The sequence below is a fragment of the Pseudomonas sp. GW821-FHT02A11 genome (assembly GCF_059421985.1).
This window is the reverse complement of record NZ_JBWKWB010000003.1, coordinates 321,800-334,961: the sequence shown is the minus strand read 5'-3', so window position 1 is coordinate 334,961 and position 13,162 is coordinate 321,800. Positions and strand designations below refer to the sequence as shown.

15 protein-coding genes are annotated in these 13,162 nt (G+C 54.1%); 1 reads left to right on the top strand and 14 read right to left on the bottom strand.

The annotated features are described in order from the left end of the window. Positions 1 to 14: 14 nt before the first annotated feature. From AC07V9_RS06845 to AC07V9_RS06780, 14 genes are all read right to left on the bottom strand, one after another. Positions 15 to 887 (bottom strand): hypothetical protein, encoded by an 873-nt coding sequence (locus AC07V9_RS06845; RefSeq protein ID WP_495014966.1) that lies wholly within the window; start codon positions 885 to 887, stop codon positions 15 to 17. Positions 888 to 947: 60 nt separating this feature from the next. Further along, positions 948 to 1,328, bottom strand: a complete 381-nt coding sequence (locus AC07V9_RS06840) for a hypothetical protein (protein WP_495014965.1) — start codon at positions 1,326 to 1,328, stop codon at positions 948 to 950. Between the two features lie 54 nt (positions 1,329 to 1,382). Further along, complete coding sequence (locus AC07V9_RS06835) at positions 1,383 to 1,994, bottom strand: hypothetical protein (protein ID WP_495014964.1); 612 nt, start codon at positions 1,992 to 1,994, stop codon at positions 1,383 to 1,385. A gap of 15 nt (positions 1,995 to 2,009) precedes the next feature. Continuing rightward, entirely contained in the window at positions 2,010 to 2,294 is a 285-nt protein-coding gene (locus tag AC07V9_RS06830; protein WP_495014963.1) for a hypothetical protein, read from the bottom strand. Between the two features lie 184 nt (positions 2,295 to 2,478). Continuing rightward, positions 2,479 to 3,303 (bottom strand): hypothetical protein, encoded by an 825-nt coding sequence (locus AC07V9_RS06825; protein WP_495014962.1) that lies wholly within the window; start codon positions 3,301 to 3,303, stop codon positions 2,479 to 2,481. A gap of 10 nt (positions 3,304 to 3,313) precedes the next feature. Further along, positions 3,314 to 3,922: a hypothetical protein gene (locus AC07V9_RS06820; protein WP_495014961.1), complete on the bottom strand. Its 609-nt coding sequence runs from the start codon at positions 3,920 to 3,922 to the stop codon at positions 3,314 to 3,316. A 48-nt stretch (positions 3,923 to 3,970) separates the two neighbouring features. Then, complete coding sequence (locus AC07V9_RS06815) at positions 3,971 to 4,300, bottom strand: hypothetical protein (RefSeq protein ID WP_495014960.1); 330 nt, start codon at positions 4,298 to 4,300, stop codon at positions 3,971 to 3,973. 66 nt (positions 4,301 to 4,366) lie between these two features. After that, positions 4,367 to 4,558: a hypothetical protein gene (locus AC07V9_RS06810; RefSeq protein ID WP_495014959.1), complete on the bottom strand. Its 192-nt coding sequence runs from the start codon at positions 4,556 to 4,558 to the stop codon at positions 4,367 to 4,369. Positions 4,559 to 5,711: 1,153 nt separating this feature from the next. Beyond that, positions 5,712 to 6,800: a COG3904 family protein gene (locus tag AC07V9_RS06805; RefSeq protein ID WP_495014958.1), complete on the bottom strand. Its 1,089-nt coding sequence runs from the start codon at positions 6,798 to 6,800 to the stop codon at positions 5,712 to 5,714. After that, positions 6,797 to 7,105 (bottom strand): hypothetical protein, encoded by a 309-nt coding sequence (locus AC07V9_RS06800; protein WP_495014957.1) that lies wholly within the window; start codon positions 7,103 to 7,105, stop codon positions 6,797 to 6,799. The genes AC07V9_RS06805 and AC07V9_RS06800 overlap by 4 nt, the downstream gene beginning before the upstream one ends. Positions 7,106 to 7,179: 74 nt before the next feature. After that, positions 7,180 to 7,650, bottom strand: a complete 471-nt coding sequence (locus tag AC07V9_RS06795) for a hypothetical protein (RefSeq protein ID WP_495014956.1) — start codon at positions 7,648 to 7,650, stop codon at positions 7,180 to 7,182. Continuing rightward, complete coding sequence (locus AC07V9_RS06790) at positions 7,647 to 8,165, bottom strand: hypothetical protein (protein WP_495014955.1); 519 nt, start codon at positions 8,163 to 8,165, stop codon at positions 7,647 to 7,649. The genes AC07V9_RS06795 and AC07V9_RS06790 overlap by 4 nt, the downstream gene beginning before the upstream one ends. Before the next feature lie 10 nt (positions 8,166 to 8,175). Then, positions 8,176 to 9,336, bottom strand: a complete 1,161-nt coding sequence (locus tag AC07V9_RS06785; protein WP_495014954.1) for a phosphoadenosine phosphosulfate reductase domain-containing protein — start codon at positions 9,334 to 9,336, stop codon at positions 8,176 to 8,178. Between the two features lie 629 nt (positions 9,337 to 9,965). After that, positions 9,966 to 10,718, bottom strand: a complete 753-nt coding sequence (locus AC07V9_RS06780; RefSeq protein ID WP_495014953.1) for a hypothetical protein — start codon at positions 10,716 to 10,718, stop codon at positions 9,966 to 9,968. 289 nt (positions 10,719 to 11,007) lie between these two features. On the opposite strand from AC07V9_RS06780, the gene AC07V9_RS06775 reads away from it, so the two are divergent. Next, on the top strand, positions 11,008 to 12,156 hold the full coding sequence (locus AC07V9_RS06775; RefSeq protein ID WP_495014952.1) for a replication protein: 1,149 nt from the start codon (positions 11,008 to 11,010) through the stop codon (positions 12,154 to 12,156). Positions 12,157 to 13,162 lie beyond the last annotated feature (1,006 nt).

Below are 13,162 nucleotides of genomic sequence, written 5' to 3'. Positions count from 1 at the left end.
ATGCGTGCCACCACCTACCGGCGGAGGTGTGCCGGCCAGGCGCAATCGTAAGGAGTCGCTTCAAATTCCAGTCCATTGGGCGAGAGGAAGTCTTGCTGAGACTCGCCCTGCTTCACAGCCGCGGTGAGGGGCGCAACGGTTTTGGCATACATCGAGGCGGAAGTGCCGTCCACCGAATGAGCTCCTGCGGCGGCTGAGCAGAGAAGCATGCGTTTGGCGCTATTGACCCGCCCCACGTGCAGGTGGCAGTTACGACGACGTGCGAGCAAGCCCCAGCTGTGACACGTCTGGAGTTTCCACCCAGATGTGCCCCCAACGAAGATGCCTATGCTTGGATTAAGAAGGTGGCGAACGTCATCAGGCACCATCCCATCCTGAACAGCCAATAGACGCGTACCCGGATACCCGTTTAAGCGATCGAGCCACTTCAAAGAGAAATCCAGAGAGGCAAGACCGCCAGCCACGATGTCAGGTACAACGACCATAGAGGCTTTTTCTCCGATCAAATCGAATGCTTTGCAGAACGCGAGCTCGTCGAAGGGCTCACCTTGGGTAAATGCACTCCATGCTCCGTTGTCGAGCATCACCGTCGGGAACGATTCGGTGCGAAGCACACCCTTAGCCGATACCAGTAGACCCCAGCCGTTTTTGCGCATGGCATCGAGGTTCTGCTTTGTGCCAGTGCGGCTGGCGAAAGGAACCATCGGTGTTCTAGGGATCGCAATCCGTTCCTCAATTTCATGATCGCCATCGGCGCTTCCGTCCACACAGTGGTATGCGCTGTAGGCCAGCATGGCTTGAGAATGCCCAATGCGACTGCCATCTGAATAGGGACGCATCCAGCTGGGCGGTTGGTAGGCGTTGGGATGGATGCTTTGCTGAGGCATGGTGGTCTCCTAGTTATGGAAGCCACCATCATCAGAGGCTTGGCGACGTGGCAGAAGCAGCTAGCGCGAGAGTCGACGCAGCAACTCTTGCTCAACCGACTCAGGGATCTGGCAGTGCTTCAGCAATTCCTGAATCGTCAGCCGCCCCTTGAAGCTCTTCAAACGCCAGCTTTCACTTGGGTAGTTTTGAGACGTATAGCTAGGTTTCAACCAATTCATGGCGTGCGCCAGGTTGTGAAACCGGTGATGCCCTTGATACCCAAGCTCAGGACCGACCACGACGTTTGTGATGCGGTTGCGATAACTTGCGGGGATAGACTCAATCAGAGTTATCAGAGGGCTACTCGGGGTGCGATACTCGGGTAGTCGGCCGGTTGTGGCGAACGCCATCATGGCCTTGGGGCTGCGCAACATCATTTGGATTCGGCGGTGATCGGACATAGTGCTCTCCTCGGAAAGCACTATTGTCGACGGGAGATTGGTGTGCCTGAACCCCTATGCGGCATGTCCTGCTGTGGGCATTGCATCAGACATAGCAGTCATACGAGCGTCCCAGTCGCTCCGGGACATCTTAGTGCGATTGGCCGGTCCATCCTGTCGCGTGAAAGGGTAACGGGCGTCAGGCTTTAGACGATAACGACAAAGGTTGATCATGCCTTCATCCCAGTTGACCGAAGTCACCCACCACACTTGCCTGCCTTCAAATCGGGGCATCAATTCGTCGGTGTCTTCACCATCCAGCAGCACGGCAATACCAGAGGCGACTCTGATGTTGGACTGGATTTCACCAGGTGCTCCGCCCAGCACAGCTTTGAACGGCTTAACGCCCGCAGCCTTCTCCCACATCCGGGCAAAGGTTCCGCCCGAAAGGCAGGCCTGGGTATAGAAGCTCTCCTCAGAAGGGCGGAATACACCCACACAGGTGCGCATCGCGAGCCGCGCCAGCCGAGGGGAGTCATCCACATCAAAATGCATTTTGAGCTTGATCGCTGAGGTCAGCAGTGTGTTTAGCGCCGCACTGCGCTCGCGATCGCCGATACTTTTACCGATCCCCTCATAGGCCGCGAGCATAAAGTTGAGACCCGCAGAAATTGATTCAGATTTCATGACTGGAATTCCTTATCAGGCAACGGCCGGTTGAATATTGGGGTCGAGCTCACCTTCCAACTGGAACGTGCCTTCGTTTGTGTAGACATTTGCCGACACTCCAAACGGGAACGGCTGGTCACGCCGCACGATACGTACCCGCCAATTGCCAGTATTGGTATCGAGGGTGTTGAAGACGGTCCCAGATATCACAGGTTTGAGATCTGAAGCTTCGTGGGGGATGAAGGTGACACGGTCAAGTGGCTTGACAGGGCACGCAACGTGTTCAGCCGTAGACGAAGTAGATTGAACATCGGGCATAGAGAAAAAGTCCGTTTGAGTGAGTTGGCATATCCTCACTCGACGGAGTTTGTGCCACTAGCTCCCGGGGCGGTTGTGCACGCGAAGTACCTGAGCAGACAAGCAGAGCGGGTGAAACTGGCGCTCAGGTATAGAAGCGCCAGCCTGGGGAATGGATCTAGCTTGAGGGCCATCAAAGCGCGGGTTAGGCGGGCTCCAGGTAGTGCTCAGCAGCGAGAGCAGTGGGCAAAATACGTTGAATAAGCCATGTGCGGTGATAAAGCTTCCCGTCTCTCGCGAACCAGCTATCTCCCATCAGATCGGTGACCGACTCAGCGACTTGCAGGTCAATTTCGTCTTGGGTGTACTCCAGGCTAAGCCCCGCAGATAACCGCTCTTGCGCGATTGAGCGACATGATTTTAAGTGTTGCTCCGAGAGAAGCTCACCGAACTTGTCTCCTGCCTTTCCTGCTTGGCCTGAAGCTAGATAGGCCGCTTTGAATGCCTCATCATCAAGCTTTTCCGATTCGGCCACCCAGCTAGCTGTGCGCTCGATGCGCCACCGACATTCCGCTTCAACCAACTCTGGGGTGGTGAGCTTGCTAACATCATCTCGGTGCCAGCAGCAAAGCAGAGCCTGGGTGATCTCAGCAGGTTCGTCTGCTTGCCAGACTCGCCAGACAAAACCTAACTCATGCCAGCCGGGGAAAGTAACTGTCAGATCCCTCGCCACGTCGCCATCGAGCTTGGTCCACACATCCTGGTTGATGGCGATGCCGCTTCTAGAGTCCCAGTCGGGACTCCAATCAGACGGCGCAAATGGCAATGGCAATGGGGTTTCTGATTCAATAACTGAATACCAAGGGTAGCTGTGGTTTAGCGGCGGTGGTAATGCGAAGGGCCGCTTGTCATCTAGCAAACGCTGGTACAGCGAGGATTTCTGCAGGATGTGATTTTCAGTGCCACCGGCAGCAGCCACAACGGCTCGGTAGCGCGCCAGTACACGTGGATTCGGAGGTATCTCATTCATGGGCGCTCTCCTACCTGCAATCGCGACAAAGGCAGCCAGGCGCTTGGTCGGCCGTCACGTACCGACCACATCCGTAGCACTTCGGGGTAGCTCGTCGTTTAACAGGTCTTTTGATCAACTGGATTCCTGTACCTGCTAAAGCCTGATCAACACTCACCCTCGTTACAGAGACAATTGGGCGAGCCAAGGCGTCTACGTGAGCCTTTGGCCAAATCTGGTAGGTAAAAAAGTCTGATTCACTGCCGTACTTTTCGGCTGCATCACGAATCGTAAACACGGTAGCTTTCGAAAGGTCTGGGAGGGTGCCAGAGTCGCCAACCCACTTGATGTCATTACCGTCGAAGTCGCGCTTGACCGCGACATAGCACAGCTCGTCGTCAGACTGGGGAACCCATTTGATGCGCAAGTATTGGAAGTCGACTGCCAATTCATGGCGGGCACGGACAAATTCCGCCGGCCAAGGAACGTCGGTCTCACGACTTGCATGTTGGGAAAGCGCACTTTGGCGGGTAAATACCTGAGCCTCATCCAGGCTCGAGGTATATCCCCCACCATCTCTCCACCAAGTCAGCCGGCTGCCAATCAGCTCTCGGGTGTCCTGCAGAAGAAACTGGTCCATTTCATCATCCTTTTTGGCGCATTGACGCGTGCCGATCGGCAGCAGCCATCAAAACGGGTCTACGAGATCGCCAGACACGTCGTAATACGACTGCTTGTTTACAATGTTGAGTTGCGAATCGTTATATGCAGCTCGCCACATTGAGTCAGGAATCGGGAAGCCCAGCTGTTCTGAGACATCACGGAAGTGCGACAGAGTAGATGGATGCCCAACGTCGTTGAGATTGCTGTAGACGACTTCGTCGTCATCGTCAGGTAGATCTTCCTGGTCCTTGAGAGCAATCATGTAAAAGCCCTGCAGCGGGCGGTCCCAGCCCAACTGGACTCGAACTTCACATGCACTGGCCTCGTGGAAGAATTTCAGATAGTGCTGGCTCATGCGGCCTCCTAAGGGTTTTGCCAACAGGCTATAACGCCTGCTGGCATTGCCCAACCCAAAAGCGGGTTACGGATTTTCGCCGGCGGCCATCGCAGTGATAGCTCCGCCAGCGATGAAGGCTAAGGCCAGTGAGATCCACCCAAAGGCGTCTCGGATAAAGCCTTCAACAACCAAGCCGAAAGTGAGGGTGAGGTACTGCATGCCAACAGCGACCAGCAAAATGAGTACGGCTCCAAGGCTGAAAATGATGCGACGCATAATGACTCTCCTGAGTAGATAGCTCATTTTCTCAGGTCCATCCTGTGCCAGAAGCGCCACATCAAACGCGGATTGCGTACACCTCAACCGGCTGCTCACCAAAGTGCTCATGCTGGATTGTCTGGAGTTCATACCCTCGCCAAGGGACCGTAATAACACGGGTTTCGTCGTCTTTCCTTGGGTAGCCCAAACATATGCGGATAGCGTCGTAGTCCCTGCCTTCCAGCCGTTTTCGCCAGTACGGTGTTCTGAGGCGGTACTCGTAGGATTTGGTCCCAGCCTTGATCTGATTGAAGTAACGGCCTATCAAGTTGATGGTCAGGACATTCAAACATGGGCCTCGTAATGATTGGGTTTCGGATTCCCCTAGCGGGAAATGAACAAGGCGGCTGGGATGGAGAGCTCCCGTAACAGGACAGTCAGGGTCGGCTCAAGCCGGCGGGAAGGGGGTCCGGCTTGTTTGCGATGGGGTAAAGGATTGTAGACCCCACCTTCGATATCCCAGCACCCTTATCCAGAGTGCTGAGTACCGATCTAACCTAACGACAGTGTGGTGATCCGACAATGTCGCTTCTGAAGGCGTTGCTGATTCCTCAGTGCGTTTCATCCCCCCACCGAATCCAGGCCAACTGCCTTATTGCGGCTATGCCGATCCCAACGAGAAGGGCGGTAAAGTCAGACGTGTTTCCCAGGCTGTGGGCAATCAAAAAGGTCGGAATGATTGAAACCAGAACGATGAGACCTAAGCCCACAGGGCTACGAAGCCAGAAATACATGCTACCCATTGATGTTGACCTCCGATCAAGTGACGCACGAGCGCCCATAAGTACATGACCTTAATCCTAGCGGAATCTGTCAATCATAGGTGAGCAGTAGGGTTTGGGGACTTTGAAACTATTTAGCGATATGTTGCGAGGTATTGCTATTAGCTGGTGCAACCGGGCGACAAGTCAGGACCAGATTTGAAGAATTTAGGGAATCCATTTTGGATCGTTAATTTAGAGAATCTTTGAATAGAAGGTTCAACTTCAACAATTCGCACTTATTAGATGCGCGTGAGGCATTGCCATCCAGTGTTAGGGGATCTGCGGAAACATTGACCACAGACGCACGGGAATGAGCCAGACAGTCAAGGTGACAGGCTGGCGTCTCCTCAGATCTTCTCAGCGAACGTTGGCCGAGATCCCGTGCAGAGCTGGGCAAAGCTATCGATCATCTCCTGTGAGTCATTCACGTCGATGGTGAAGCGCGCTTTCATGTCAGTGCCAGCTTTTTCATAGGAGAAGCCAACGGTTCGGGCGGTGCGGAAGGCCGCGAGCTGCTCAGATGTGGGGTCGAAGGTGAGATACGCAAACCCGTTCTTCAAGCCTGTGCCGACATGGGCATTACGTACAGGGATGCGCTTGTTATCAACGGTGAGAGTGAGACTATCCATCTGTCCAAGCAGGCTAGTGTCATACCACGCTTTATAGAACGCAGCCATTGAAACGCCCCCGTGCGCATTGCAGGCCATTCCAAGCCGGCCGGTTCCGGTGATCTTCGTCTGCTCACCCATCAGATAAACCAAACCGTGCTCCGCTCGAATCGTCCAGGTTGCGGGCAGTGATCCGGCGTTGACCAGGTCCAGCTCATACGCCTCAAGAGGGGTCAGGTAATTCATGTCAGCAGGGCCAGCTTTGGCTGCTACCTCAAGAAGGCGCAGATCGATCCCCAAATTGCGTAGGTGGTTGGCCAACAGCGTTGAGGTAATCTGGCCAGTGGCAATGTCCGTATCGCCAGCGACGCCGCTCGCCTTGAAGAATTGATGGACCCCCATCTTCGATGAACCATCCATTAAGCGGAATACGCCGCCGGCAAAAGCAAACGGGCACGCGCTCTCGCAGAAACCTGCACTCGGATTCGAGTGAGGGCCGTTCCATACGCCAATTCGTGTTGAAAATCCGCGCTGACGGATCAGTTGGCCGAGTTCCATTGCCGCGATCAAATCCCCACCATGGGAGTTGAAATACACGAAGCCGACTTGACGGTCTTTCAGAAAGCCGTTTTTGCGGAACGCTTCAACCGTTGGCCGGTGAATGTAGCCATCGATGTAGATCTCAGGAATGTCTTGGGGGGTCTGAGGGGCAATAAAGTTGATCTGCGCAGGCACCAGGCGCTTGTCGACAGCCCCCCCTTCTTTGGGAGCGGCTGTGGTGGTCGCAGTGAACAGGAGGGCGGCGAAGATGAGAAAAATACGGATCACGCGCTTTCCCCAGCCTGCTGTAGAAATATCAGACCTTCCTGGCCCGACAAGAACGTCACTAGGTGTGCACCGGCCTCAAGGACTCTTTCGAGGTCGCGACCTTTCAGGCGGATACCGTCTTCGCTCATGGCTCCCGCAGGGTCAAGGGAAAGTCCGTAAAGCGCGCAGAGTCTTTCCGCCTCCGCTTCGATGCGCTCCCACGTCTCGAACTGAAAAAGGTCGTCATCGAGATGTGCGGACTGCCAGGTGAAAGGTATTTCGATGTAGTGCTGCACATGCAGCACTGGGGCGGAAGTGGGGCTCATGGTATGTACCTCATGCGATGCGTCATGATGCATGATGCTGGTAAAACCCGTGTGCCATAACCGGTGTCCGAAATTCAGCTGGTAGGAATTTGCATTCCAGGTTTGCCGGCCAAATTCCCCAGCCCCTCGACAATACGTACCAATTCCGAGTCGAACGACTCACGGCGCACAACCCAACGCAGACCGAGATATTCGACACTGAACGCGGAATTCGGCCGTAGCCAAGTTAGAGGTCCCGGTGGCTGGGCGTAGAGAGTCTCGCTGAAAATGCCGACTTCTTGCAGAGTGCCGCGCTGATCGTTGATCACACTGAAGGAGTGGTCCGCGTAAATCGCCAAATGAATCTCGGCACTTTCAGCATCCGAAGGTAAACGCTCAGGCCATATTTCGTTACAGGTGACCCAACTGGTGGCCGCACTGAGGATCCCAGGCAATTCACTGATTGCGCCCGTTGGGTACATGGTGGTGGGAGAGTCGATAGGCGAAAGCACGCCAACATTCCTGGCGGCCTCAACTGCACCTCTCTTGAACGTGTAGAGAATCACTGCAGTTGCTCCCCGATGCTGGCTTTCCAACTGCTGAGTGTCGCCTGCACCTTGGAGGATTTGATGCCGTAGACCGCCAGTCCCCGCCGGATCTCACGATAGATGTTTACGAAGTCAGCTTTTGGAACTGCCCACTGAACAGAAAGGAAGCCCTCATTACCCTCGGCCCGCAACCAGTGAAAGTGCGCTGGGTTGAAAGCGAAAAGATCCCCCGGGCGAATCGTCATTGACGCTACTTGGCCGGGCGAAACCATCAGTTCGAATCGATGTTCTGCTTGAACAGCCAGAGTGACGAAAATGAAATCGGCGAAGTCCGGATCATTGTGCGGATGAGCTTGTATGCAGCCGAGCCAGTCAGCGAGGTCCGCTCTAGGCAACGCCTGATCCCCAAGGGCGACCACATCGATCTCCCAGGACTCAGCAGAAGCCTGAGCAGGGGCGGGAACCGCCAGCGCTGAAACAACGCTGGGGTCCAAGCGAATGCGCCGCAGCGCGCGAGGAAGGAACATGCTCATCGCCATTCCCTCACAAGAAGGAGAGCTGCTGGGGTTGGATTTGTAACGCCGGGATCAGCTGGATGACGGCTTCATCCTCATCAACCGAGAAACCTCCCTTGAGTCTCTTCTGTTCCATCAATTCCTCGTAACGCTCGATGATGCTGTGTGGAGTGGTGCATTTGATGTTGAGCCCCACGCCGGCGGCGACCTCTCCGCGGATGTCGGCCAACAACGAAGCCTCATCGACTGTCGGAATGACTGTTGGCCAGCCTTTCGCGTAAAGCAGGTGCTTCGGAATGGCTGATTCCAGAGCTTTACGACGCAAGGATACCTGCTTTGCTAGTTGCAGGCGGTCTTGAGTCTCGCTGTCCAAGAGGCTCGGATTTACGTCACCGAGCCATTTATTGCTCTGAAATGCAAAGGTTGACTCCACTTCGAGATCCACCATTTGGCGGTAGAGTGAGTGACTGGCAGGATCTCGTGTTGCATTGGCCATGTCAGCGGCCGAAGACATGATACAAAAACGGCAACTTACCCTCGTAAGTTCATAGCGTGAATAAGCCTCATGAGGCTCTAAACCCTCGTCAGCGATTACGGCCCATACGTCCGAAACGACCCAGTCGATGATCGGATTCCACTGATACGCATCAAATCCACGACGTGCAGATTGTGGCTCATGTTTGGCAACGGGCATCTTTGCTCTATTAGCAGACTCCTCACGACGAATACCTGTTGCGTTAACAATGTTGTAATCCGGATACATTTTCTTGAGGTTACTGCGTATCGGGCTGGACTTGCTCTCGCTCGTACAAAAACGCATGCCGGGCGTTGACCAAGGGAGAATCAGTTGGACGCAACTCAAATCTATATAACGCCTAACGTTGTTTTCCCATCGAACCAACCAACGGTCCATCAGTCCTCCGGCGGGCCGGCTTACAACGACAAGCTCCCATCCCAATTTGTCTGCCGCCTCTTGGCACTTGAAGAGGCTTTGCTCCCATTCAACGCTGCCAAGGTCTGCATGGATAGCAACTCGAGGGCCCTCAAAGCCGATCGAGTTCAGGTGGTGATGAACTGCGATCAGGCAAGCCTGAGAATCCTTGCCACCTGACACTCCGACCGCGCAGACAGTCTTCGCCTTCAGGAGCGCATCGATTTCAGGTGTTGTTGCCACCGGGGGATTGGTCATGACTTTGTTCCCTGGGAAAATTTGATGAGCCATGGTCAACTGGATGCGTGTGTGGCAGAAGCATGTGGACGTGCTTCGATTCGAGTGTAGGAATCCGCGCTTGGGAAATGATCAGGGGAGGGTATTAACTGCTGAAAGAAGTGACCTGGACTTACAAATCAACCGTCAGTCTGCCTGTACGGGTTGACGCTTTGGTGCTTTGACCTTTGCCTCCGGGCACCACTGCAACCGGCTCAGCGTTGAAGCTGGCGATCATGCAGCCGGTCTCATACCAGCGAACAGCCTGTGGCCGTTTACCCCGCGAGCCAAACAATTTTGGCTCGGGTGTATGGTCCGAAATATTGAAATCCATTATGCCAATACGGTGCCTGAACAGATGCCTGTTCGACCCCGACGGTCGTCCTTTGCTTCCAGCAATGAGCGTCGAGGGGAGTGCCATTTCACTACATCCTTCTACAGGGTCATTGACCCCATCCATATATGTGCACTTTTGAGTGCAACGTCGGCCTTAACTGGCTCTGGATCCAATTGTCGGCAGGCAAGCTCATCAGTTAAGACCGTTCGTCGGCTTTGTGAGCGATTTCACAAACTGTCGGCTCGGAATCACGCTGCGGTGGCGGTTGGCCTGTTCAACTGTTGACCGTTTCATCGCTGGCCAGAATTACGTACGGGGCTCGTTCATCTGCAAGTGCCTCGGCAAGCTTTGCCTTCTGAAACAACCCCATGTGCTCGATTCCTGGCTGGAGGGGGAGAGTGTCGATCAGGTGCATAGCAACCCTCTTACGACGATATTCGTCGGAGGGTCTTGTACTGAGGATTAGCTCACGATCAAACATCGACATTCTGATGTCGTCCCAAGAAACCAATGTGTAGGTCAACCCAGAGTGAGCAGGTACACCGGTCGGCATGGCTTGATCCCAGGCGTCCTTCCTCGATCTCCATTCGGCAACCGATAGTCCCGCAGGAGCATCGGTAGCATCTTGGTAGTGATAGTCCTCAAAGCCGGCGTCAGTGAGGAGTTCCGTGAAGCCTGGGTTGTTTTCCAGAATATGGAGTGACAGTACGTGTTCGCCGAAAGGTAAAAGAAGCACATCGAAAGTGAAATCCCAGTCCGTGCTTCGTTCACCCAGCGCCATCACGTTGGTTCGCTCGGTTTTGATGATTTCCAGGATCCGCCAGAAAAAACTGTCGAAGTGTTTCCTGGGGTAGGGGAGATAATTCTCATCCATGTCCGCCCAAAAATAGCGGTATTTAGCAGCCCTCATTGCAACGCCAGCTTGTGCCCGGCGTACACACTCTGCGCGCATCCCTTGAAGCCTGGCCAATGCGTCGGTAAGGGTGGCGTTCTTTAAAATGCGGCCGTTGTAGATTCGAGTGCTCATTACTGCGTTCCATAGCAACTATGGGCACATCATCCTCAAGCACCAGCGGTGGCACCAGCCAAAGTGACCCTTCCATTTCTCAGGCCCTAGGTGCTGCCAATCTCTCAGTAGGCATACACATCGTGCGACATTTGTAAAATCGGGTGCCCATCCACTGATCACGTCTCGTCCAGCCTAAGTGCGAGTGGTCTGCGCAAAATGTAGAATGGGAGGATGATGCTCGGCCCACTGGACGCTTTCTAGCCTGGCCGTGCAGTTCGATACCGCTCGTAACCGAGGCAGCTCATCAATGGCTAGTTCCAAAAAGGGAATTGCGACCACCAAAGAATCGGGTGACAAGAGCCCTCAGCTCGCTTTGTTCGAGCTATTGGAAGCCGCCGATTCTGATTACAGCAACACCATTGAGCTCTATGACGCTCTACCTAAATACGTTTGGGCCAATACCGAGCTTGATCCTGAAAACAGCGTCATCACCAGGCAGCTGAAGAGCCGTGGCGCTGTCTACACCATCAAGATCAAGCCTGCAGTCGTTGAGCGTACAAACGACAAGGGGGAGACCGTTAGCGTCCTTCTCTACCCAGGTTCTCGCGAGGAGATTGTCGAGGAAGCTCTGCGCAAGATTGCGGTGAACGGAAATTCCTTTGAGTCGCCGGATGACAAAGAGGTGGGCGTCTATTTCACGATCAGTCAGCTCCGTAAAGAGTTGGCCAAGACCAAGCATACCTACAGTGCTCAAGAGGTCCACGAGGCACTGGACGTTATGAGTTCATCACTTCTGGAATGCTCGACAGGATCTGGTAAAGGCCGGGATAGCTACCGGGGCAACCTACTCCCTAAGCTGGCCATCACGACACGAGCAGACTACCTGTCTGACGGATCAGCCCGCTGCTTCGCAACATTCCACCCGCTGGTCACTCTAGGCGTGAAAACTCAGGCATTCCGGTTGTACGACTACAGCATCTCAATGGGGCTGAAATCTGACCTTGCTAGATACATCTACAAGCGGCTAGCGCACTATTGGACCCAGGCCTCTCCGAACCATCCTTACCAGCCAAAGCTGGTGTCATTCCTTCAACAAAGCCCCCGCGGGCTTTCAGTGAGGATGAAAGACAACATTCGAGCGATGCGTAACGCTCTATCCAGCCTGGCGGACCAGAATGTAATCCTGCCTGATTGGAAGGAGACGGTTTTCAAGGATGAGAGCGACAAACGCATCACCAAGGACATTCAGTTTGACCTGTACCCGCACGACAATTTCATCAAGCACATGATGAAAGCGAACAAGAAAGCCAGTGAAATCAGGGCCAAGACTGGTATCGCTGACGCTCGGAACGCTGTGAAGGGTAAACCAGAGTCTCCTCCGCACAATCAACCTGAAAACGATCCCCGGGCACATCAGCCCATGGATAACGGCTCGGACAACGTGTTCGACGATTGAGCGCATCAAACCTACAAAGGCATAAGGCGTCCCCCGAGAGGGTTCTGAGAAGTAATCTCGGGGCGCATTGAGTCTGTCACCCATCACGCGAACGTTTTGGAAAGGGCGCAGCAAACCTACAAGGCATGCTCGCTCGATAGAATTCCGGCGCAACAAACCTACATCAGCCATCCCCTACAATCAGCAGATAACTAACAGTCCGGCACACTAAACCTTCAACGTACCGGTTTCTCTCAAATTGCGGATTTTAGGGCGCACCGGACCTACAACCCAGGCGCGGCACGAGCGATCAGAACGGTACGAGGCACTCGCCACATTCGGTGAGAAAATAGAGCTCATTGAACCTACAACATCGGGTTTGAATTGGGCGCAGCAAACCTCCAACGCCCAGTCCATGCGTGGTCGGTCGCACGCAGACCTGATTTGAAAAATCCAATCAATATCCTCAGGTTAGCGGGTATATCTCGGTAAAACTTACAAAACCCTGCATAACACTCAGTGCTGAATAGCAAAAACACGAACGGTACTGCTTTCGAGCTCATGGGTCTGGATGGGGGATAGGGCGCAGCACTCCTACAACCAACATCCATTACCCGCATAGGTTGAGCGCACCAAACCTACAAGCCCCCGGCGCGTCCTCCAGCCCGTGAACCACACCGAAGACCTCTGACTCTTGGTTAGATACTCTCTGTAACCAGATGATTCTCATAGGGATGTAGGTTTGGTGCGCTCTATCGATTGCCGCGAATTACAGCGCAGCAAACCTACGACTTGCTGCAATCATCGATCAGATTGGGCGCAGCAAACCTAGTACTCTGACAAGGTCCATATACAAATGCGCAGGTTCCAGGGGCTCCTGTGTGTAACCCTGTGGGTAAGCAGACAAAAGTTGGAGGTCTGGTGAGCCCTAAATCCCTGATGTCGTAGGTTTGATGCGCCCAACCCGAAATCACGAAGGGTCGATTGCTGCTTTTTAGTGGTAGGGTTGTAGGTATGCTGCGCCGCA